Annotated in this window: 26 protein-coding genes; 7 read left to right on the forward strand and 19 right to left on the reverse strand. The window is 34.2% G+C overall.

Features of this window, described 5'->3' with window-relative positions; genetic code table 11:
* Positions 1–2 precede the first annotated feature (2 nt).
* Complete coding sequence (locus LAB100_RS06165) at positions 3–356, reverse strand: hypothetical protein (protein ID WP_119325416.1); 354 nt, start codon at positions 354–356, stop codon at positions 3–5.
* 150 nt (positions 357–506) lie between these two features.
* Between LAB100_RS06165 and LAB100_RS06170 the strand changes: the two genes are divergently transcribed.
* From LAB100_RS06170 to LAB100_RS06185, 4 genes are all read left to right on the forward strand, one after another.
* The gene (locus LAB100_RS06170; RefSeq protein WP_119325415.1) at positions 507–818 is read left to right on the forward strand and encodes a nucleoside triphosphate pyrophosphohydrolase; all 312 of its coding nucleotides are present in this window, start codon (positions 507–509) and stop codon (positions 816–818) included.
* A gap of 101 nt (positions 819–919) precedes the next feature.
* Positions 920–1,291: a DUF1304 domain-containing protein gene (locus tag LAB100_RS06175; RefSeq protein ID WP_119325414.1), complete on the forward strand. Its 372-nt coding sequence runs from the start codon at positions 920–922 to the stop codon at positions 1,289–1,291.
* Positions 1,292–1,340: 49 nt separating this feature from the next.
* Positions 1,341–2,951 (forward strand): putative polysaccharide biosynthesis protein, encoded by a 1,611-nt coding sequence (locus LAB100_RS06180; RefSeq protein WP_119325413.1) that lies wholly within the window; start codon positions 1,341–1,343, stop codon positions 2,949–2,951.
* Between the two features lie 146 nt (positions 2,952–3,097).
* Positions 3,098–3,574 carry a nucleoside deaminase gene (locus tag LAB100_RS06185; RefSeq protein WP_119325412.1) on the forward strand — a complete coding sequence of 159 codons (477 nt, stop codon included), beginning with the start codon at positions 3,098–3,100 and terminating at the stop codon, positions 3,572–3,574.
* Positions 3,575–3,612: 38 nt separating this feature from the next.
* On the opposite strand, the gene LAB100_RS06190 is transcribed toward LAB100_RS06185, so the two are convergent.
* The 3 genes from LAB100_RS06190 to LAB100_RS06200 all read right to left on the reverse strand — a co-directional run bounded on the left by LAB100_RS06190 (position 3,613) and on the right by LAB100_RS06200 (position 7,377).
* Positions 3,613–5,040 carry a glycoside hydrolase family 32 protein gene (locus LAB100_RS06190; RefSeq protein ID WP_119325411.1) on the reverse strand — a complete coding sequence of 476 codons (1,428 nt, stop codon included), beginning with the start codon at positions 5,038–5,040 and terminating at the stop codon, positions 3,613–3,615.
* A 10-nt stretch (positions 5,041–5,050) separates the two neighbouring features.
* Positions 5,051–6,283: an MFS transporter gene (locus tag LAB100_RS06195; protein WP_119325410.1), complete on the reverse strand. Its 1,233-nt coding sequence runs from the start codon at positions 6,281–6,283 to the stop codon at positions 5,051–5,053.
* 116 nt (positions 6,284–6,399) lie between these two features.
* On the reverse strand, positions 6,400–7,377 hold the full coding sequence (locus LAB100_RS06200; RefSeq protein WP_119325409.1) for a LacI family DNA-binding transcriptional regulator: 978 nt from the start codon (positions 7,375–7,377) through the stop codon (positions 6,400–6,402).
* 182 nt (positions 7,378–7,559) lie between these two features.
* On the opposite strand from LAB100_RS06200, the gene scrK reads away from it, so the two are divergent.
* Both scrK and LAB100_RS06210 read left to right on the forward strand, forming a co-directional pair.
* A complete protein-coding gene (scrK, locus tag LAB100_RS06205; protein WP_119325408.1) occupies positions 7,560–8,432 on the forward strand; it encodes a fructokinase ScrK in 873 nt (290 codons plus the stop codon).
* 109 nt (positions 8,433–8,541) lie between these two features.
* Positions 8,542–9,219, forward strand: coding sequence for a TVP38/TMEM64 family protein (locus LAB100_RS06210; protein ID WP_119325407.1), 678 nt, complete (start codon positions 8,542–8,544; stop codon positions 9,217–9,219).
* A 174-nt stretch (positions 9,220–9,393) separates the two neighbouring features.
* On the opposite strand, the gene LAB100_RS06215 is transcribed toward LAB100_RS06210, so the two are convergent.
* From LAB100_RS06215 to LAB100_RS06260, 10 genes are all read right to left on the reverse strand, one after another.
* A complete protein-coding gene (locus LAB100_RS06215) occupies positions 9,394–9,804 on the reverse strand; it encodes a GtrA family protein (protein ID WP_119325406.1) in 411 nt (136 codons plus the stop codon).
* Between the two features lie 12 nt (positions 9,805–9,816).
* The gene (locus tag LAB100_RS06220) at positions 9,817–10,614 is read right to left on the reverse strand and encodes a metal ABC transporter permease (RefSeq protein ID WP_119325405.1); all 798 of its coding nucleotides are present in this window, start codon (positions 10,612–10,614) and stop codon (positions 9,817–9,819) included.
* A gap of 2 nt (positions 10,615–10,616) precedes the next feature.
* A complete protein-coding gene (locus LAB100_RS06225) occupies positions 10,617–11,285 on the reverse strand; it encodes a metal ABC transporter ATP-binding protein (RefSeq protein WP_119325404.1) in 669 nt (222 codons plus the stop codon).
* A 2-nt stretch (positions 11,286–11,287) separates the two neighbouring features.
* Positions 11,288–12,163 carry a metal ABC transporter solute-binding protein, Zn/Mn family gene (locus LAB100_RS06230; protein WP_119325403.1) on the reverse strand — a complete coding sequence of 292 codons (876 nt, stop codon included), beginning with the start codon at positions 12,161–12,163 and terminating at the stop codon, positions 11,288–11,290.
* A gap of 216 nt (positions 12,164–12,379) precedes the next feature.
* The gene (locus LAB100_RS06235; protein WP_119325402.1) at positions 12,380–12,943 is read right to left on the reverse strand and encodes a hypothetical protein; all 564 of its coding nucleotides are present in this window, start codon (positions 12,941–12,943) and stop codon (positions 12,380–12,382) included.
* A gap of 73 nt (positions 12,944–13,016) precedes the next feature.
* Positions 13,017–13,754 (reverse strand): aspartate/glutamate racemase family protein, encoded by a 738-nt coding sequence (locus LAB100_RS06240; protein ID WP_119325401.1) that lies wholly within the window; start codon positions 13,752–13,754, stop codon positions 13,017–13,019.
* A 4-nt stretch (positions 13,755–13,758) separates the two neighbouring features.
* Positions 13,759–15,288, reverse strand: a complete 1,530-nt coding sequence (locus LAB100_RS06245) for a UDP-N-acetylmuramoyl-L-alanyl-D-glutamate--2,6-diaminopimelate ligase (RefSeq protein ID WP_119325400.1) — start codon at positions 15,286–15,288, stop codon at positions 13,759–13,761.
* A 12-nt stretch (positions 15,289–15,300) separates the two neighbouring features.
* Positions 15,301–16,536: a D-alanyl-D-alanine carboxypeptidase family protein gene (locus LAB100_RS06250; RefSeq protein ID WP_119325399.1), complete on the reverse strand. Its 1,236-nt coding sequence runs from the start codon at positions 16,534–16,536 to the stop codon at positions 15,301–15,303.
* A 15-nt stretch (positions 16,537–16,551) separates the two neighbouring features.
* Complete coding sequence (locus tag LAB100_RS06255; protein ID WP_119325398.1) at positions 16,552–17,649, reverse strand: sensor histidine kinase; 1,098 nt, start codon at positions 17,647–17,649, stop codon at positions 16,552–16,554.
* 2 nt (positions 17,650–17,651) lie between these two features.
* The gene (locus tag LAB100_RS06260) at positions 17,652–18,338 is read right to left on the reverse strand and encodes a response regulator transcription factor (protein WP_119325397.1); all 687 of its coding nucleotides are present in this window, start codon (positions 18,336–18,338) and stop codon (positions 17,652–17,654) included.
* 105 nt (positions 18,339–18,443) lie between these two features.
* Between LAB100_RS06260 and LAB100_RS06265 the strand changes: the two genes are divergently transcribed.
* On the forward strand, positions 18,444–18,641 hold the full coding sequence (locus LAB100_RS06265; RefSeq protein ID WP_119325396.1) for a hypothetical protein: 198 nt from the start codon (positions 18,444–18,446) through the stop codon (positions 18,639–18,641).
* Positions 18,642–19,149: 508 nt separating this feature from the next.
* Here the strand turns inward: LAB100_RS06265 and LAB100_RS06270 are convergent.
* From LAB100_RS06270 to LAB100_RS06290, 5 genes are read right to left on the reverse strand one after another with little or no spacing between them, the layout of a single operon-like run.
* The gene (locus LAB100_RS06270; protein ID WP_119325395.1) at positions 19,150–19,896 is read right to left on the reverse strand and encodes a DUF1129 family protein; all 747 of its coding nucleotides are present in this window, start codon (positions 19,894–19,896) and stop codon (positions 19,150–19,152) included.
* 14 nt (positions 19,897–19,910) lie between these two features.
* Positions 19,911–21,014 carry a redox-regulated ATPase YchF gene (ychF, locus tag LAB100_RS06275; RefSeq protein WP_119325394.1) on the reverse strand — a complete coding sequence of 368 codons (1,104 nt, stop codon included), beginning with the start codon at positions 21,012–21,014 and terminating at the stop codon, positions 19,911–19,913.
* 3 nt (positions 21,015–21,017) lie between these two features.
* Positions 21,018–21,281 (reverse strand): DUF951 domain-containing protein, encoded by a 264-nt coding sequence (locus tag LAB100_RS06280; protein ID WP_119325393.1) that lies wholly within the window; start codon positions 21,279–21,281, stop codon positions 21,018–21,020.
* Between the two features lie 9 nt (positions 21,282–21,290).
* Entirely contained in the window at positions 21,291–22,160 is an 870-nt protein-coding gene (locus tag LAB100_RS06285; protein WP_119325392.1) for a ParB/RepB/Spo0J family partition protein, read from the reverse strand.
* On the reverse strand, positions 22,141–22,917 hold the full coding sequence (locus tag LAB100_RS06290; protein ID WP_119325391.1) for a ParA family protein: 777 nt from the start codon (positions 22,915–22,917) through the stop codon (positions 22,141–22,143). The genes LAB100_RS06285 and LAB100_RS06290 overlap by 20 nt, the downstream gene beginning before the upstream one ends.
* Positions 22,918–22,980: the final 63 nt, after the last annotated feature.

A 22,980-nucleotide genomic window follows, 5' to 3' on the forward strand; every position in this document is an offset into this window, starting at 1 on the left:
CATTAATACATTTTTATAGCTACTACTTTATAATTCCATAAATTTTGTTTTTTTAAATAAAAATCAAAACTTCTTTTTTTAAGACATAATTTATATTTGATAAGATTATTTTCTTTAGAAATAATCTCATCTACTCGATACAATTCATGCTTATAATTCCGAAGCAAATAATCGGCGGTCTTGTTATCAACTGAAATTTGGGATATTTTCTCCCTATCCAGTAAAATATTACGACAAGCAAGTACCATCCTCTTACGAATAAAATCATTAACAAATAAAACAATAATTATGGCAGCTACAATAACTAAAAGTACCCCACCATAAATCTCCGTAATTACCACATTAGATAAACTCATAATAATCAACACTTTTTATATTTTTATTTAAATAAATCATATCATGGTAATATTATTGTTATCAAATAGTGCGCTTGTGGTTTTTGACTTGGTTGTTTTTTATCTTCATGGTAAGATTTCTCTACAAGTGTTTTAGGGGGAAAATATATTATGAAAAAATTGGTTAGGGACAAAATACCCGATATTCTTTCAAACGATGCCCAATTTGAAATTCTTTCTAATGAGGACTACAGAAAATCATTACGCGATAAGATCACTGAGGAAGCTCAAGAGGTCAAACAGGCTGAAACAAGGGCAAATCTTGTCGAAGAACTAGGCGATCTTGAGGAAGTTATCCGTGCAATTTTAGACGATGCTTCGATCAATTATGAAGAAATGGACAGTCTTCGCCAAGCAAAAATAAATCAAAAAGGCAAATTTGCTCAAAAATTTGTTATGATAAAACCCGATGAAGAATTGTAAAAAGATTATAATTCTTCTTTTTTGTTCAGCAAATACAATTTGTACATAAATTCAAAACGGTTTAATATGGTACTTATACTTTTAATAGGAAGAAGATTACAATGCAAATCTTAACTTTATTTTTAGTCGCATTGGTTGCTCTGGAACATATTGGTATCGCCGGTTTAGAGATGTTTGCTAAACCTGATATTCAAGCCAATGCTTTTGATATGTCAGTCAACTTTGTGAAAACTAAGGAAGCTCAAACAGCCTTAGCCAATCAGGGCATTTATAACGGTATGCTTGGCGTTTTAATTCTACTAATGATCTTATTTTTCACGGGCTCAGTTTTAAAAACTATTTTGATCCTGTTAATGCTTTACATCATTGTTGTTGCTATTTATGGCGCCGTTACTGCCACTAAGAAGATCCTTTATTTACAAGGATTACCTGCTTTGATTGCTTTAATTTTCGTGATGGCTTTTTATCACTAATTCGTAGCACTCTACAATTAAAAGCAACTTTATAAGAATGGAAAATAAAATGAAAAAAGATTCATTACTCAAAAGTTCTCTCTGGATTTCTATCAGTGGAATTCTTTCTCGAATTTTATCTGTTATCTACATTATTCCTTGGAATATTTGGATTGGACCCCTAGCTGTTGGTGCAGCAAATGCCTTGTATGGTAAGGTTTATAACATTTACAATTTGTTTTTGATCATTGCCACAGCAGGAATTCCTTCAGCTATTTCTAAAGAAGTGGCTGCTCACAATGCTTTAGGTCGCTACGATCAAAGTGAAAAGCTTTTTAAAAAATACACTATATATATGTCATTGGTCGGCATCGTTTTAGCCTTAATTATGTTCTTTGGTGCAAAATACGTCGCAATTGTCTTAGCAGCCGGCGATATGCGTGTTGTAACGCCAATTAAATACTTGAGTGTGGCTATGCTGATTATTCCTGCTCTTGGTATTTTACGAGGTTACATTCAAGGCTATGCGTTCATTTCCTATTCAGCCTTTTCACAAGTTATTGAACAAATCGCTCGTGTAGCTTATATGCTTTATGCTACTTATACAATCATGATCCTTCAAAAGGGTAATTACATGACGGCTGTAAATCAGTCAACTCTAGCATCTTTTATTGGTGCTACATTAGCTTATCTGTTCCTACTTTGGATCAGAATTAAAGTTAGACGTTCTGTCACCGTTACAGATATCACGACAAGTACTGATTCACCTGAGTCAGCTCCAGACATTAACTTCGCCTCAATGTTACGTTCGGCCATTCCGTTTCTTTTGGTTGATACGATCATGACTGTTCTACAGTTATTTGATCAAACCACTTTTACTTGGATCTATGAACTGATTCTTCATGCCAGTCAAAAAACAATCGATGACCTTTATGCTATGTTTGGATTCCAAGCTAATAAATTAATCATGGTCTTAGTATCTCTAGCTATTTCCGTTTCATCGTCTGTCATACCAGCTCTTTCAGCCATGATTAGTCGTAAAGTTGGCAAAGAACCAATTCAAAAATTAATGCAAAATATCGTTCAATTCACGGTATTCATTATTTTACCAGCTACATTAGGAATGATGGCTATTAGTAGACAACTTTGGACTGTTTTTGTATTTTACAATCAAAGCATCCTCGGCTCCAAAGTATTGATTGTTTCCTGTGTTGAAGCTTTCTTCTATTGCCTATTTATGATTTTGGAAAATATTCTTCAAGTTACGCATCATGTAAAGAAATCATTATTCTATTTAGTCCTAGCCTATGTTATCAAAATGATATTACAAGTTCCTTTAACCATCTACTTAGGCGTTTACGGACCTGTTACAGCAACTGCTATTGCCTTTATAGTGATGTCGCATTTTGCCTTCAGACTTATCAATAAACAATTCCAAATTGTCGATAAAGATTTAGCCAAAAAGCTACTAAAGATTCTTATTGATGGCATCATTATGCTAATTGTCGTTGTCGCTGCTAATTTCTTAGTTGTTAAAGTTATCTCTGATGCTACTAAGATTGGTGCCATGATTGTCATTATTATTTGCGGTCTAATTGGTATTGCGGTTTATGGTTTCCTTAGTTACAAAGATGGATCATTGAAAATATTAAAAGACATTCGTGATACAAAAATTTATTAATTAAGTTACTTTCAAAAGAATAATGAGATTGGGACATAACTAGTTTCTTCCCCAACATTGCAGCATAAAGGCGGAACAAAACACAGCTTCTTCCGCTCTCATTTTTTTATGAACTATAATAATCATAAATGTTAGGAGATGTTTGAATGGCTTACGAATCAAAATTCATGAAATTAGCCGCCAATGAAGCTCAGAAAAATATCGGTACCAACGTTGGTGGTCCTTTTGGAACTGTAATCGTTAAGGACGGAACAATTATTGCCCAAGGACGGAATCACGTTCTTTCCGACAATGATCCATCAGCCCATGGTGAAATTTATACAATTAGAAAAGCCTGCAAAAAGTTGGGTACTTACGACTTATCTGGATGTGAGCTTTACACTAACGCTTACCCTTGTCCAATGTGTCTTGGAGCTATTATTTGGGCAAATATCAAAACTTGTTACTACGGAAATACTGCCGAAGATGCTAAAAATATTGGCTTCAGAGATGACTTCATCTATCAATTTTTAGATAATGGTCTCCAAGATAAAAACACCTTGAACTTAGAACAGCATGACAGAGATACTACCATTAAAGCTTTTGACAACTTCAAAGATGATTCTTCACATACTATCTACTAAAAAAAGTTAAACCTCAACTGGTTTAACTTTTTTTATATTTAAAACTTCACTGCATTCTTATCCAACTGATAAACAGTCGCCTGAACTTTCATATCCTTCTCAGAAATAACGTTTAACTTAGCCCCGTCGGCATAAAATCTTTCTGTGAAGGTTCTTTCTCCATTATTAATGAATATTTCAATCGAACTGGTATCAACGTATAAATGGAATTCTAACTGTTCAGTTTTTGACAAAATTGCTTCGCGTTCAGGATCATCTCCCGAACGATTTAAAACAATTCTATTATTTCTCTTATCATATACAACTCTTAAAATTAAATTATTTTTGGCATTTCTTAGTTCAAAACCGGCCTCATCATTATCTCCAACATTAAGATTCAATTTAGCCTCATAGTTTCTAGAATTAGAAACTATATTCTGATTACCTTTAACTAGGTAATTTTTATTCAATAGTTCTCTGGTTCTTAATTTTTCTAATTCCTTAATTGGTTTCATTTTTAGAATTCCATCTTGATAAATCAGTTCTCGTGGAATAGTTAATGCTCCAGCCCAACCATCGGCACTTTCTGGCATTGGACTTTCCCACATATCCATCCAACCAATAACGATTCTTCGACCATCTGGGGTTAAGGTAGTCTGTGTTGCATAAAAATCATGTCCATTATCTAGTTCATTAAAATCTCCACGTTCAAAATTATTATCGTTATAACGATAATTACCTACTAAATAGCCTGTTTCATGAAGATTCTTAAAACGCCCTTTATCAGCCTCTATTCCTTGTGGGGACATTAGAAGAAAGTCATTATCTCCTAATCTAAAGAAATCTGGACATTCCCACATATAACCTTCTTTTTTTGTATCTTTTGATTCTGCAACTGGGCCTACTAAAATCCAATCAATTAAATTGTCCGATTTATAAAGTAATACTCGACCCATTTCTTGCTTATTTTGGCTTCCTAATATCAAATACCATTTTCCATTGTTATACCAGACTTTAGGATCACGAAAATGTTGAGTATTATCTTCAGGCGCTTGAGATATAATCGGATTATTTTCATATTTTTCAAAATGGATCCCATCTTCACTAATTGCCAAATTCTGATTTTGCCAAAAATGATCCGGATCACCATCTCCATAATAATGATGGCCTGTATAAATCAAATGCATCTTGCCGTTATAGACAACTGCACTTCCTGAGAAACAGCCATCTTCATCTTCTTTATCTCCAGGAGTAAGTGCTATTGGCAAAGTCTCCCAATGTACTAAATCCTTACTTCTAGCGTGTCCCCAATGCATTGGTCCCCATTTAGAATCATTAGGATAATGCTGGTAAAAAATATGATAATATCCTTGAAAATAACAAAAGCCATTTGGATCATTAATCCATCCAGATGGTGCCATTATATGGTATCCCAATCTATAACGTGTATTATTTAATTTTATCTTTTTACTTTCTACTTCTTGCATAAATTTCTCCTTAACTTTGAACATGAGCATCAATTGAATTTGTCTTAGTTATTTGTGAATCACCCTTTTTCAGAGTAAACACTGCTATTACTGCAAAGACACAAACAAAAATACCAAGATATAAATAAGTTATTTTAAATCCGAGTGAATCATACATTTTACCTACAAGTGAAGATAACCCAATCGTTCCAATCTGACTAGAGAACTGATAACCAACCAAATATAGAATAGAAGATAATCTAGCTTCAAAATTAGCATCTAAGTATTTAAATACAGAAACTAACAGAATTGGCAATTCAAATGAGTGAATTAGTTTCATCATTGAAATTAAAATTGGTCCATTAACCAAACCTGACCCCGTAATTCGAAATGCCATCAAAAATCCTGCTAGCAAAAGTGAATTACGAGCACCAATTTTATTAACAATCTTTGGTGCTAAAAGCATCATTCCAGCTTCAAGAAAAACTTGGAATGAATTTAAATAACCAAACATTTGATTACCTAATTTTACTGTTGCAAATTGTTCTGCAAAATAACGTGGAAATTGTTGATCATAAACCCCATAAACACATGTAACACCTAAAACAAAGATAACAAAGAACCAAAAATCCTTTAACTTAAATAAATTGAAAACATCTTTAACGGTAACTGAATCAGCATTCTTAGCTTCAACATCAGTAACTTCAACCTTAGTAGTCAAAATAATTAGGAACATCACAATTGCCGCAATAGATGCGATCCAGAAATTATAACTAGGATTTATGTTAAATAATTGTCCCGCAAAAAATGTTGTTACAGCCCAACCTAATGAACCCCACATCCGAGCACGTCCATATTCAAAATCATATTTACGACTGATTTTTTCAATATAAGATTCAACCGCACCACAAGAGGCCAAATATCCAACCCCTAGAAAAATTCCACCTACTATTGCTCCTATAACTACATTAAATTTTAATAATGGTCCATATACATAAATAAAAAATGGACCTGTGAAAATCAAAATACCGCTTAAATAAACTAGTAAATCTTTACGAACACCTAACTTATCCGAAATATATCCATACAAAGGTTGCATTAACAAAGTAAAAGCTGCGTTAATTCCAAAAATAAGCCCTGTTGCTTCACCATTTAAATGAATTTCTTGACCTAACCAAATTGCAAACAATGAATAACAAGCTGACCAACTGACAAAGAAAAAGAAGAAAAAGGCACTAAGTCTAACATAAGCATTTTTACGCATTATTGATTACTCCTTATTTTGTGTTAACCGGTTGACATTTAATTATTAAAAAATAAGCACTTAACAAAATTTATTGTAAGCACTTACATATTTTATGTCAACCGGTTATCACAAATTTATACTGTCTTTCCTCTCCAAACCTTAACTGGAAGAACCTTATTTTCCCCAGCATCATTATTAGAAATCCTTGCTACTAGCATATTTACAGCTATTTCGGCCATTCGATCAATGGGTTGAATAATTGTCGTTAAGTTCGGTAATAAAATTCTTGTAGTTTCTGCTCCATCATAGCCCACTATTTTCAAATCGTCAGGTACTTTATAGCCCAGATCACCAGCAATATCAATGACTTGAGCAGCATCCACATCATTAGAAATAAACATACCGTCAACATCCGGATGATCTTTAAAAATATTCTTTAAAAATTTGGCTTTTTGCTCATAACTAACATTGAAATCGACCGTATAAGTTATTGGTTTTAAGCCATATTGAATCATAGTATCTTCATATGCTTGACGTCTTTTTTGAGCTGGAGTTTGTAAAGTTTTTGGTCCATTTGTGTGGATAATCACCTTAGCACCATTTTTTATCAGTAATTCTGTAGCCATTTTACCGCCTTGATAATTATCGGATGATACTACGGGAATATCATTATTCATAATTCGATCAATAGCAATAATGGGTAAATTAGCATTTTGATACTCCTTGATACCTTGATTATGAGCACCAACAATCAAACCATCGACTTGATGTGCCATTAACTCTCGCAAATATAACTTTTCTTTTTCAGGATCATTCATAGAGTCACCAAGTAAAACTTTAAATCCTTTACTAAAAAGCTTTTTTTCCATAGTGGCAACCAATTGTCCAAAAAAGGGATTATTGACCGTTGGAAAAATCAACCCCACCAATTTTGTTTCCTGCTTAAATAACTGCCTTGCCACAACATTAGGTTGGTAATTTAATTCATCCATCGCATCATGAACTTTTTTAATTGTTTTCTCACTCAAATAACCCCGTTTATTCATCACCCTTGAAACGGTAGTTTTGGAAACTCCTGCTAATTTCGCTACATCATCTATTTTTGCTTTCATTATTTCACCCATTGTTTATATAACTAATTTAATTATATCATGCTGTCTTGAAACAAATTTCTTCAACTTATGACAATAATTTAGTAATTTATTTTGATAAATTTAATTTGACGTAAAAAACAAAAAATAGTATCGTGTAATACATTGAAAACGATTACCTGAAAATTGAAGGAGAGATTACATTGCTAGTAGGAAGTATTGAAGCGGGCGGAACTAAATTTGTTTGTGCTGTTGGTGACGAAGATTATCGAATTAAAGACAGTATTCATTTCCCAACTACAACACCAGAAGAAACCTTACAAAAGGCCATTGATTATTTTAAGAAATTTGACATTCAAGCTTTAGGAATTGCTTCTTTTGGTCCCATAGAACTACGTAAAAATTCACCTAAATATGGTTACATTACATCAACCCCTAAACCAGGCTGGAAAGATACTGATTTCATTGGAACAATGAAAAAAAGTCTAAATGTCCCAATGTTTTGGACAACAGACGTTAATGGTTCAGCTTATGGTGAGTATGTTATGTCAACATTATCCAATGAAAAAATCGATTCACTAGTTTATTACACTATTGGTACTGGTGTAGGTGCTGGTGCCATTTCTGATGGTAAATTCATCGGTAATATGGGACATCCTGAAATGGGTCATACTTTCTTAAAACGTCATCCTGACGATCTTGATTTTAAGGGTATCTGTCCTTTCCACGGCGACTGTTTGGAAGGTCTTGTTGCTGGTCCTACCTTTGATGCTCGTCTTGGCAAGCCTGGTAAAGATGTTCCTCTTACTGATCACGTTTGGGATATCATGGCTTACTATGTTGCTCAAGCAGCCATTCAAGCCACTTTAATTTTAAGACCTGACAAAATTGTCTTTGGTGGTGGCGTTGTTAGTGAGGCATTCCTAGAAAAAGTTCGTACTCAATTTAAAGAATTATTGAACAATTATATTGAAGTACCTGCCTTAGACAAATACATCACGATGCCTGAAGTTAAGAATAATGGCTCAGCTACAATGGGTGATTTTGCCTTGGCCATTCGTGAATTACAAGACTAATCTAATAATAAAAAGTGATAATGAATTTATAGAAATATTAAATTCATTATCACTTTTCTTTATATTTATGCTAAGTTGGATTTATTAACTCCAATTCTGAGGTATTGCCATGAAACTCCGTCATAAAATTTTCTTTATTACTATTGGTTTCGTTATTTTCATAACTTTATTTACAATTCTTTGGTTTAACTATCTTGATATAATTGAGAATTTTTTCAATTATACTTTTAATCGTCAAACCTTAATTACTCTTTTAAGAAGCCAAGGTAAACATAACGCCGTTATATTTATGGCAGTGATTGCTATTGGGTCGGCAATTCCTGGTGTACCAATCTCAGCCATTGCTATATTATCAGGCGTATGCTTTGGACGCTGGCTTGGATTCGGTATCAATATTTGTGGAATTGTTATTGGAAATCTATTAGCCATTAATATTCTTGGATCATTCCCTCATAAAGTTAAACCAAGTCGCTTTAGATCTTTAGCAGACCGTTTAAGGAACATGCGCCATCCAAGAATTGGTCTAAGTATCGGCTACGCGATTCCCATGTTGCCAACATTACTTGTCAATTACGCCGCTTTAGAATTGAAAATGTCATTGAAAAACAAAACCTTATGCATACTTATTGGTTCACTACCAGTTTCATTTCTATATGCCTTCGGTGGTGACGAATTGATTTTTGGTAATACTAAATTAGTTCTTATAGCAGCAATAATATTATTACTACTTTTTGGCTTATATGAAATCATTCGTCGAGATCAAAAAGTAATTGCAGAGAAAGAATAAAACTGATTTCATTAATCTGTAAAAATCCGCTAAAAATTTTTTTCCAACTAAAAAGAACAGCATCCATTAAAAGATTCAGATATATTTTTATATACCTTGAATACTTTTCAATAGATGCTGTTCTTTTTTATCTAGAATTTAAAGTAAAACACTATAATTTGAAAAATTCACAAATTAGTTTCTTTTTCTGAAAATAATAAACTTACTAAAAATATAGTTCAATAAAACAACTACTACATTAGCAATCAACTTAACAATAAAACCATTTCCATGTAATAGAATCATTCCGATAAACATCGTTCCTTGATCTATGATCCAAGAACCACCTCTGAAAAGGAAGAATGAACCCATTTCTTGAAAAAAGGCTTTCCATGTCGTCGTATGAGAATTGAAAACCCACAGTTTATTTGTCACATAGGCAAAAATAACTGAAATCAAATAGGCAATTGCATTAGCAATTTGTGAGTTCACTCCCATTACACGCCACAATAAGGCAAAAGCCAAATAATTTACTACAGTTGTTAAGACTCCGAAAAATAAATACGGAATCGCATCTTTATATTTATTCCATAATTCTTTTAACATTTGTTCATATCCTTAATGGTTTAATTTCCAATTCTTATAGCTTAATCCCAAGAAATATGCGATAACTTCAAAAGCTGAAATGAAGAACGTAACTGGCCAATTCGTAACAAAGGCTAAGTACAAACCTAACCAAACGCCAGCTAATGATAAACCAACTGATACCATGATCAACTTAGGAACTGTATGTACTACATATTTTGCAGTAGCCCCTGGTAAAGTTAGTAGAACGAAAACTAATAATGAACCAACAATCTGGGCGCCAATACTGACACTCAGAGCCAAAGTTACCAAAAAGGCAATCGATAGTAGTCTTGTTGGCAAACCGGCCGCACGAGCTCCAATATGGTCAAATGAATCAAATGACAAGGGCTTATAGAAAATAATGAAAACAAAAATAACGAATAATGCCAAAATCATCAATTGATTAACTTCTTTTGAACTAATACCAACGATACTCCCAAACAAAATATTAGTAGCATAACTACTAGATTCAGAGGATAACGATAAAAACAAGATTCCTAAACCAATGAATAACGATGATATAGCGCTAATTGACGCCTCACGTCTTGAGGATTCAGTACTTAAACTACCGACAGCAATCGAGCTGACTAAAGTAAAGAGAATCATCCCTGCCAATGGCGAAATACCAACCAGAATTCCAAACGCAGCTCCAGCAAATCCAATTTCTGAAAGTGTATGCGAAAGAAATGACATATTTCTTGAAACTACGAAAACTCCAACCAAACCAGCCGTTATAGCAATAAAGGTACTGGCGATGAAGGCCTCTTTCATAAATTCATATCCAAACATAATTAACTCCCCATCTCAAACATATCTTCAGAAACATCAGAAACTTTGACCTCTTCCAACGTCTTACCTTTAAAGAATAATGCCCGACTAGTATATTTCTTAGTTAATTCATAATCATGGGTAATGAAAATGACTGTCAAATTATACTTTTCATTTAATTCTTTAACCAAATCCATCAATTGCATTTTAACTTCAACATCAAGACTAGCTGTAGATTCATCCAAAATTAAAATTTTAGGATCATTTAGCAATGATTGTGCCAAATATGCCTTTTGCTTTTCACCACCGGACGCTAATCCTAATGGACGGTCCTTTAATTCAGTTAACTTGGTTTTAGCTAAAATTGTTTTGATCAACTCATTATTCTCGCGTCTTTTAGTTGGACTAATCGTGAATTTTAAATTCAATCTGACAAATTGTTCAATATCTAGAGGATAATCGAGATCAATATTTCTAAACTGTGGGACATAACCAATCGTTTGCGACTTATCAATCTTTAATTCGCCGCTAGTCTTTTTTTCTAACCCCATCATGATCTTAACTAAAGTTGTCTTACCTGATCCATTAGGACCAATCAGACTAATAAACTCACCATCTGGAATTTTAAAATTAAGATTCTCGAATACTAGTTGTTTTCCAAATCTCTTTGTTAAATCCTTCGCTTCAATCACAGCTATTTCTTCACTATCCTTTCGATCTGTGTAATATTGCCGTCCATCCAATCATAATATCCCACATCATTTGGTAATGTTTCTGTGAAATAAACGATTGGAACGTGATATTTTTTAGCCAAACCAGTCATTTTAGTAATAATTCCACTTGTAACTTGTTTATTTACCACTAAAAAACTAACTTTATGATTCTTCAAACCATTTTCCATATTCTTCACATCTTCAATTGAAGGATCAGTATCATCTTCAATTGATTTAGCAAAGTGAGGATTAGCAATTTTCACACCTAAATCTTTCAACATATAGTATGGCAGAGGCTCTGTGACATAAGCTTTTTTACCGTTAGTATATTTTTTCAAAGCATCTTCTCTTTGGATTAAACTAGTTAATTTTAAATTATATTCCTTAAAATTAGCTTGATAATACGACTTATTCTTAGGATCTACCTTAGACATATGTTGATAGACAGATTTGCTTAGTTTTTGTACATTCTTAACACCGAACCAAACATGCTCGTTGTCGCCATCTTTTTTGTGGAGTACATCACTAGCAAAATCTATTAAGTTTTTATTTTGATTATTAGCGGTCACAATTTTATTAACCCAATCATCATAGCCCAATCCACTTGAAACTATCAATTGTGAATCAGCAATTTGCTTGGCATCATTGCTTGAAGGTGAAAAACTGTGAGGATCAACGTTAACTGACTCAATAATCGATTCCACTTTATACTTATTGCCCACAACACTCTTAATCGGTTCAATATAAGTATTCACCGTTGTTGTGATAATTTTTTGAGATGTCTTTTTCTGAGCACATCCCCCTACAAATATCAGTAGCGAAAATAAAACAAATAAAATTACTTTCTTTTTTCGCATTTATTATCCTCTATTCAAATAATTACATGACTAAAATAGAGGCCTGAACAAAACCATAAGTTTTGTACCGACCTCTTAAAAATATAACTAATTATTATTGTAAAGGCAAGTTTAGTTACATTACAAATTTGCCGCCCTCTACAACAAAAAATGCCTATTAAGTATTTTTACTACCTTGAATACTTAATGGGCATTACTTTTTTTAATTACTAAAGATTACCAGATTTGGAAAAATTGACCATTTGTTGGTACCAAATAGCTTCCTACTGGTGAATCAGAATTCTTACTATAGATATTTATTTGATATCCATTAACATTATTCCAAGTAACTTTACCATTAGCAACATATTGTGTTGTTGACTTGTCATAAGTTGAGCTCAATTGATCTGCTAGATATTCCGTTGCCTGATCAGCAGTCGTGATATTAACTGATTGTTGACTTTGATCTTGTTGATCTTGAGTAGTCTGGTCATTACTCTTTGAATCAGTTGTACTTGAACTATTAGCATTGTTACTGCTTTGATCAGTTGTACCTTGATTGTTATTAGTATTTTGATCATTATCAGATTTTGAATTCGTTGAATTTTTAGCATTATCATCAGATTCAGTATCTGATGTATTAGCAGATTTAGTCGATTTATTGGGAGTTTTATTTTTCGTACTATCTTGTGTTTGTTCGGATCTAGCAGCTGATTGCGTACTAGCAGATTGTTGATTAGCACAGCCAGCTAATAATACCCCTGATAAGACAACCGTAAATATAGATAATCTTTTAAACATGTGGAAGTACCTCCTTATACACCAAATATTATATCGGAAGTGTTTCCAGCTCCGCAATGTTTCTCATGAAACATTAATAAATCTTAGTAAAATCGATTTTTTCGCCACGACGAATCTTTTCACCAAATTCAATTGATTTATCGACGATTACTCCTTGACCATCAATAACATTATATGGATGATCTGGTGCTTTTTCTTGAGCGAAAGATAACTCTGTACATCCTAGAACAATAACGTCACAGTCAAATTTATCATGCATTGTCTTCAAAATATGGAAGTACTTAGGAGCATTCATCTGACCCTTGATCTTAATATCGTCATAAATTAAACTCTCTACTTCATCTTGAACAGCTTGATCACCCAAACTATATTCAAAACCTGCATCTTTGATTTCATTTTCATAGACATGATCAGCAATTGTTCCCTTAGTAGCAATCAATCCGATTCTTTTTGCCTTTGGATACTTTTTCTTCATCACACTGATTGCCATATGGGGCATATGAATAATGGGAATATCAGTGGCTGCTTGTAGTTCCTTATAGTAATAGTGGGCTGTATTACAAATTATTACCATAAATTCAGGCTTTAATAAACTTTGTTGTTTAATATCTTCAGTTAGTGGAGGTAAGAAACTAGGCTTACTGTGGTCCAAAATATGTGCTGTCCGATCTGGAACAGTTGAATGATTAACCAAAATATAATCTAAATAATCTTGGTCTTTTTTTGTAGGTGTACGTTCATTCAGCAAATGAATATAACTTTCAGTAGCTAAACTACCCATTCCACCAATTACTGTAAAGAACTTCTTCATGATTCTAACCCTCAATATCCTTCAAAATTTTCTTAGCAACTACTGGATCGCTTGGATAAGGAACATCGACGCCTTTAGTCTTTTGATAAGCATCATTACCCTTAGCAGCTAAAACCACAATATCATCATCGCTACTAGATTCAATCATTTCACGAATGGCTTTTTCACGATCTAAAACAGTTTTCACTTGAACCTTTGTATGGTCAATCTGATCATCAATTTGTTTACAGATAGCTGCTGGATCTTCAAAACCAGGATCGTCAGTTGTTAAAATAGCAAAATCAGCTAGCTCAGTCAAAACTTTAGCAAAGCTTTCACGTCTAGAAACTCCCTTATCACCAGGACTTCCAACAACTACCTTAATCTTAGAACTTGGATATTCACGCTTGATGAAGCTCAAAAGAGCATTCATACTGGCATAATTGTGAGCATAATCTACAAAAATCGTTCCATGAGATTGGGTATTAATATGTTCCATTCTTCCGGGAACAAACGCTGATTTTAAACTATCAGCAATCACTTCGTTTTTAACACCGATCTTCTTGGCGGCAATTATTGCTGCCCCAGCATTTAACTCATTGAAGTCACCAACAAGGCCCAATTTGTATGTATATTCGCTATGTTCCTGTAAATCCTCTGCTTTATCACTTTCGGCTGTAAAGGTAAAGACAGAATCGTTCAAGTTTGATTCCTTGTTACGAATACTAAAATCAGTATCGCCAACTTCATTTTGAGCGAATCTGTAAATATCCTTATCAGTGCTTGTTTCTTTAGCTGCGGCATAAACTGTGTCGTAGTCATTTGTTTGACGATTAATAATATTGATCTTGGAATTGATCATTAATTGTTTCTTGCAATTCAAGTAGTCCTCATAAGTTGGATGTTCATTAGGTCCAATATGATCAGGTGTAATATTCAAGAATCCACCAATATCAAACTTCAAGCCATAAACACGATTCTTCTTATAAGCTTGAGAAGATACTTCCATAACTAAGTATTTAAGACCATTATCAACACATCTTCTCATGTCACGGAATAACTCCAATGACTCGGGTGTTGTAAGATCTGACTTAAATTCATCTTTAGGATCTGGTCCCACAATACGATCAACGGTTGAAAATAGACCAACTTGTTTAGGATAAGCATTCTTCAAAATATCATATAGGAAGTATGATGTCGTTGTTTTTCCTTTAGTTCCGGTAAAAGCAACAATGAATAAATCATTTTCTGGATTGCCATAGTATTTGGCACTCAATAGAGCCAAAGCTTTTGAAGCATCCTTAACGATTAAACAATCAATATCCTTACTATATTCTTTTTCTGATACATAAATTTTGGCACCATTCTTAATGGCTTGATCCAAATATTCAGCTTTAAATTTATTACCCTTGCAGAAGAAAATTCCATTTGTTTGATCCGCTTTAGAATTGTAACTAATATTTGTTACTTCAAGGTTTTCATCACTAACTGAACTAGAAACCAGTAAATCATGCTTTTTCAAAATCTCTATCGCACTACTAATTTTTAAACTCATTTCTACACGCTCCTAAAATAAATGTTTAAAAAATTCTATGATTTGATTCCACCAAGATTTCTGGTTTGTCTTCTTATCTACTACTTTTTTAACATCTGCCTTTTTAAACGGAAGATAACCGTTACCAGTGTTTGTGGCAATCAATTTTACCGTTTGTTTATCGTGAATTGCAGTAAAACCTAACTCGTCACTACTTACATTATAACGTAAATCTGCAATATTAAAGTTTTTAGGCAGCCAAGCATAAACAGGTTCATAAGTTTTATATTTTTTATTATTAATCGTGACACTTTGATTCTTTTGAACAATTTCTTTACGTTCGTAATTCTCTTTCAAATAATGCACCAACTTCTGAGTACTACGGAATCTCTTATCTTTGTCATCCTTCTCACCTTGGGCATTTAAAACGATCGTAACGATACGTGAGTTATCCATTGGCAATGTTCCGACAAAAGACTCGCCTGCAGCATCAGTCGTTCCCGTTTTTAATCCATCAAATTCATATCCTTCTTGATAATCACGATTACCTTTCAGCAAAAAATTCAAAGAATCAAAATTCTTCACTTCATTATCCACTGGAAACTCTAATTTAGACTTAGACGTTGTTTCTAGGATTTCTGGGTATTGATCTAAAACATGTTTAACAATAACCCCAATATCGTTAGCGGATAACTTATTCTCATCGTTCTTAGTACCAAGATACATCCCTGCATCCAAATCTGAATTATTCAAACCTGACACATTATAAAGCTGAGCATTCTTGATACCCCAATCCTTAACCGTTTGTCGCATCATCTTAACGAATTTAGCCTGACTTCCAGCCACCTTATCCGCTAACATCATTGCTGCCGAGTTTGATGAAACAATCCAAGCTGCATTATAAAGATCTTTTACTGAGTATGTTTTATCAGCATCAATTCTTACATTGGTATACTCGGCTTTTTGGGTCATATCAGCTTGAGCCTGTGTTGGCTGCAATTGGTCGTTCTCAGTAATTTTGCCCTCTTTAAGAGCCCTAGTTACTAAATATAAAGTAATGATTTTAGTTATTGAGCCGATTGCAACTTTTTCATCAGCATCTTTTTTATAAATGACTTGACCAGTTTGCTCGTCAAACATCATTCCTGCTGTAGCATTCAAATCAAACTGTGCTGCTGTATCATCAGCTTTAACAGTTGATGTAAAAATTGGCAACGTCAGAATAACAACTGACATTACCAACATTAATTTCTTAAAGAAACTTTTCATATTAAACCTCTTAAATCAATCTTGGGATTTTGAAATTGGAAAATGACTAATAAATGATGTTTTTTCGTCGTTTGAAGTAACGGCAATAGTTCCACCATGTAACTGCACCATACTTTGAGCTATTGCAAGACCTAAACCAGTTCCACCTGTTTTTTTAGATCGAGAATCTTCAACTCGATAAAAACGATCAAAAACATGTTTCAAAGAGTCTTCCGGAATAGATTTACCATTATTAGCTACTGTCACTACAACTTCTTTTTCTTTCATCTCAGCAGTCAGCCAAATATGGGTTGCTCCTTTACCATACTTAAAAGCATTCATGATCAGGTTATTGAAGACTCTTCCGAGCTTTTCAGTATCACCTTTCATCATGATCTTGTCTGGTACAGAATTAACAATAATTTCCATACCTCGCTTATTAGCCTCTAATTCAAAATCAGCCGACAATTGATCTAGCATTTGTGCCATATCAAATTTTGTCATATTCAAACGACTTGTTGCATGTTGCACATTAGCGTATTCAAATAGTGAATTGACTAGATTTTGCATTTCTAATGATTTTTTATAAGCAATATGCGTATACTTCAAAATCTGACCTAAATCATTGAAATTCTTGCTCTCAATCAATCCCAAATAACCAATAACTGAGGTTAAAGGCGTTCTGATATCATGACTGACATTACTAATCAATTCATCCTTACTTTTTTCAGATTGGCGCTGCTCTTCGGAGTGACGATTCATATTGGAAATTAATAGATTAAAGCTATCTACAATATTTTGCAAATTAGGATTCACTTTTAAATTGATCTGCTTAGTTAAATTATCTGTTGCAGTTTTATGCAAAATCTTTTTGATCTGACTTAGTTCCATCTCATGATAAGTATGAATAACTATTAAGTAAGTCAAAAATATTTCTAAAACCAAAACTAAAATAATTACCCAACTCTTATCTAAAAGTCCTTGGAAATTAGTTTGCAAATTATTCACTAACTTATTAGGACCAATTCCCGCAATTAAAATAACATTTATTATCTGAAATAAAAGAAAGGTGCCTATTCCTTCAATCAGGAGGACACCTTTTTCCCTTACATTCAGTTTGATTCGTTTGCTCAAAATCAAACCTCCACTTTGTAGCCTACGCCCCAAACGGTTTCAATAACCTTTTCACCATTGGTAGCTTCTTCTAATTTATCTCGTAAGTGACTAACATGTACCATAACTGTTTTAGCGGAAACAACACTCTCTTGTTTCCAAACTCGTTCAAAAATCTCATCAGCTGAAAATACTCGATTTGGATGACTGGCAAGCAAATAGAGCACCCCGAATTCCAAAGCTGTTAATTGGACTTTTTGATCTGAATCAGTTACAACTTCATGAGAATCCTTATATATTGTAATCGGACCAACTTCCAATTTGTCTGGAACATTTTTAGCCGTCTGTTGTGAACTACGACGTAACAATGAACGAATTCTGGCCATAATTTCCAAAGGATTGAATGGCTTCGTAACATAATCGTCAGCACCGGTAATAAGACCTTGTATCTTATCCATATCGGTAGTCTTGGCAGAAACAATTATAATTGGTATTTGTGAGTTTTTACGAACCCGTTTAACGACCTCAATCCCATCAATACCAGGCATCATGATATCTAAAACCATTAGCGCTATATCGCTATGAGCAGCCAATTGGTCCATTGCCTCTTGCCCCGAATTAGCCGCAATTGGCTCATATCCCTCATTCTTTATATAAATGCTGAGTAGTTCCACAATTTCTTTATCATCATCAACAACTAAGATTTTCATTTAATAAACCTCTCAAGCGAACATATATTTACAAGTCTACAACTAGTTAGTATTATACAATAAGATGTAGCTAGATTACTAATTAGACAATGAAAGAGAGCCCACATGGAATATTTAAAAAAGAGAATGAAGTTTCTACTGATAATTATCTTTTCGGTTGCCGTAATTTTCTTCGTTCAATATGAACTACATTTCGATAATAATTTAGATCTTAAAAAGGTTGGTTTGATCATGACCATTTTACAAGCTGCCGCCGGTGGTTATGGGATATATGGAGTGGTTCAATTCTTTCGGGTTAAATAAGACTGCCGTCCTCCGCAACAAAGAAAATTGGGCTGAAACGTAGTGAGCTAAGTAGAACTTCACTACTGAGCCCATTTTCTTTGTTGCTCCAGACTGGTGTATCCATTGGTTTTGATTGATATTTTAGATTTTAAATCTTTAAACAAATTTATTACTACTATTAATCCATTAGATATGATATTAGATCCTACTTCATTTCAATACAAAAATAAAAATAGCAGTATTTAGTAAGAAATCTGGAATTATATCTTCCAAGAGTCTTAGTAAATACTGCTTTATTTTTTATATTCAGAATCCTTATTTACGTATATCTTAGTCCGGAACAACAACCAGCTGATGGGCTCAGCCGCGAAATTCTACTTAGTGGGGAACCCACTTAAACCCACTTAGTAGAAGGTCAGTATTTGAAACAATTCGTAGAATTGTTTCAAATCTGTGCCCGCAGCGTTCCAGCCCAATCAGCTGGTTGTTGTGGAGGACGGCATCCTTCAATAAACCTCAAAATCACCTAAAATACTGAACGGTCATGAATTCCCATGGTACGGCGGAATACAAAACGAACACCGTAAGCAACTGCAGCGGCAATAAAGTAACCAATTGCATTAAGCGCTGGGTTGATTGTTGCAGGTACAACTGTCATAGCGGCTAGGAAAACAAACATAAATACTAAACCGACTAACAAGTAACCGATTGTAATTCCCCAACCTGGTCGTTTATCTTTAGGCAATTTCATTTGGTTGTTGAACCATGTCAACAAGACACCCCACATTGCTGATAAGACAACTAGAGTAACAATACCAGTTTGGTTATTAGGATCGGCTTTTTTACTTGTCAAAGCTACGATACCATACAACAAACCAAACAATGCAAAGAATAATAGAGATGTATCAATCCACGAAGCCCAGAATGGTGTCTTCTTAGGTTTTTTAACTGGATGAACAATATCTTTGGCTCTTTGAGTTACTGGTCCATAAAGTTGATTAGCTGGAATTCCTTTAATTTGGTTATCAACGATTTCAGGAAGTAATTTATCAATAGCTTCTTTAGCTTCTTCTTCCTTAAATCCGTCGTCCATTAAGTATTTATTTAGCTTGAATACATATTCAGCATTTTTATTACTTAATTTCTTGCGTAAATCATCCGCATTAGCACTATAAATTTCGCTTTTGATTTCTTCTTTTTTTTCGTTCTTAGCTGAAGCAACTTTTTGTTTTTCAGCAGCTTGTTTATTCTTCTCTCTTAAATCCTCTGACATTTTTGTCCCCCTGATTAGACATTGAAGCGGAATTCAATAATATCTCCGTCTTGTACTTCGTAATCCTTACCTTCAACTCGTAGTTTTCCGGCTTCTTTAACAGCTTTTTCGCTACCTAAACTATCTAAATCACTAAAAGCTGTAACTTCAGCACGGATAAATCCACGTTCAAAATCAGAATGGATAATTCCGGCAACTTGTGGTGCTTTCATACCTTCATGGAATGTCCAAGCACGTGTTTCTTTACCACCAGCTGTGAAGAATGTTCTAAGACCTAATAATTTGTAACTAGCCTTGATCAACTTATCAAGACCAGATTCAGTAACACCTTCAGCCTCAAGGAATTCTTTTCTTTCATCATCATCCAATTCAGCAATTTCTTCTTCAGTCTTAGCTGAAACTCCGATTACTTGAGCATTTTCCTTCTTAGCATAATCTTCAATTAACTTATAATACTTAGAAGCTTCTGGATCAGCCATATCTTCTTCAGCAATATTAGCTACATACAAAACTGGTTTTGAAGTTAATAGAAATAGTCCTTTAACAATTTTTTGTTCTTCCTCATCAAAATCAATTGATCTAACAGCTCCGCCTTCTTCAAGGACTGGCTTGATTTTTTCAAGTACAGCAAATTCAGCTTGAGCTTCTTTATCTTTAGCACTCTTAGCAGCCTTTTCAACACGTGTATAACGCTTATTGATACTATCAAGGTCAGCTAAACCAAGTTCCAAATTAATTGTTTCAATATCATCCAATGGGTCAACTTTACCAGTAACACTAGTAATATCATCATCATCAAAAGCACGAACTACGTGAACAATGGCATCAACTTGACGAATATTTTCCAAGAACTTGTTACCAAGTCCTTCACCTTTACTAGCACCCTTAACGATACCCGCAATATCTGTAAATTCAAAAGTTGTATGAATTATTTTTTTAGCAGGGATCAATTCATCGATTCTTGATAGACGTGCATCTGGCACTTCAACCATTCCGACATTAGGATCAATTGTAGCGAAAGGATAGTTGGCCATTTCGGCACCAGCCTTTGTAATAGCATTAAATAAAGTTGACTTACCAACATTTGGTAGTCCGACGATTCCGGCAGTTAGAGCCATTAGTTATTCCTCATTTCTTTTAATAAAGTTTGGTGGCATCAATTGAGATTTGCTCAAATAATGTTCTTCATTTTCCGTTTTTACCTGATCAGCTTGGGTTAAAACCTTCTTGAATTTCTTATTAAATTCAGCCCGTGGAATCATAACGATATGTCCACAGCCTAGACATTTAACTTTGATATCTGCACCAAGACGAATAACTTCCCAGCGGTTTGCCCCACAAGCATGAGGTTTCTTCATTGTGATAATATCTCCAAGTTTAAACATACAAGCCCTCTAATCTAAATGGATTCCTAATATGTCTAAAATACGATTTAAATCATCCGTATTTGTAAAATCAATTTCGAGTTTTCCATGACCGCTACGTGTTTCTTTAACCGTTACGGGAGTATCAAATCTCTCAACTAATTTTTCTTCAGTTGCTCTTATGTAAGGTGACTTTTGAGCAATCTTCTTTTTCTTTTTACTATTGTGCTTTGATTCGGTAGCCAATTGTTCTAGTTGGCGGACAGTCAAATCTTCATTAACAGCTCTTTGAGCTAATTTATCAATTTGATCTTTATCCTTCAAACTGAGTAAGGTTCTGGCTTGTCCCATTGATAATTGACCGTTCTGAACTAATTTCTTAGTTGCTTCTGGCAAATTCAACAGACGTAAATAGTTAGCAATGTAAGGACGACTTTTACCGAGTCGTTGAGAAACTTGTTCTTGAGTAAGATTTAACTTAGTAATCAAGGTTTGATAAGCGTCAGCTTCTTCAAGCGGAGTTAAGTCTTCACGTTGCAAGTTTTCTAAAACAGCGATTTCCATCATTCCTGATTCACTTAATGGACGAACGATTGCTGGAATAGCAGTCTTCTTAGCAATTTTACTAGCACGGAAACGTCTTTCACCGGCTATGATTTCAAATCCATTAACACTTTCACGAACGATAATCGGTTGAAAAACCCCATTTTGTTCAATTGAATGTGCTAATTCGTTTAAAGCATGTTCATCAAAAGTTTTTCTTGGTTGATACGGATTAGGTCGAATATCATCGATGGACAAATCAACGACGGTCTCGCTGTTTTCATCGATAGCTTCGAATTCTGAGAAGATTGCGTCGATTCCTCTCCCTAAGCCTTTTTTATTTTTGCTTGATGCCATTACGCTTTAACACCTCCTTAGCAAGGTCACGATAAGCTTGCGCACCCCTTGACTTATCGTCAAAATCTACGATGGGTAGGCCATAACTTGGAGCCTCAGCTAAACGTGTATTTCTTGGAACAATGGACTTGTAAACCGAATCGCCAAAGTATGATTTCACTTCATCAACAACTTGTGCCCCTAGATTAGTTCTCGCATCAAGCATTGTGATTAGAACACCTTCAATAGCTAAATTAGTATTGAAATGCTTTTGAACTAAACGAATTGTATTCAGTAGTTGACTCAAACCTTCCAGCGCATAATACTCACTTTGAACCGGAATAATAATTGAATCACTTGCTGTAAAGGCATTCGTGGAAAGCTGACCTAATGAAGGTGGACAGTCGATCAAAATTATATCGTAATCTTTATCAACCTCTTCGATTCCAGCACGCAAACGTGTTTCACGGGCCATCATGGTAGTCAATTCCATCTCTGCACCGGCCAGTTGAATTGTTGCAGGAACGATATCCAGATTTTTATGTTTAGTATGAATAATCGTTTTTCTCAAAGGGTATTCATTGACCAAAACATCATAGACATCTTTTTCAACATTGGCTTTTTTAATCCCCAGTCCACTAGTGGCATTACCTTGGGGATCAGTATCTACTATTAATACTTTTTGACCAAGATCAGTTAAACATGCTCCCAAATTGATGGTGGTTGTGGTTTTTCCAACACCACCCTTTTGATTTGCAACAGATATTTTTCGTGCCATCTTATTCCCCTATCTCTAGAAATTGTCGTAACAATTCCACAAAATATTTATCTATGGTAATCA

It is taken from the genome of Companilactobacillus musae, assembly GCF_003967595.1.
GTDB classification, from domain to species: domain Bacteria; phylum Bacillota; class Bacilli; order Lactobacillales; family Lactobacillaceae; genus Companilactobacillus; species Companilactobacillus musae.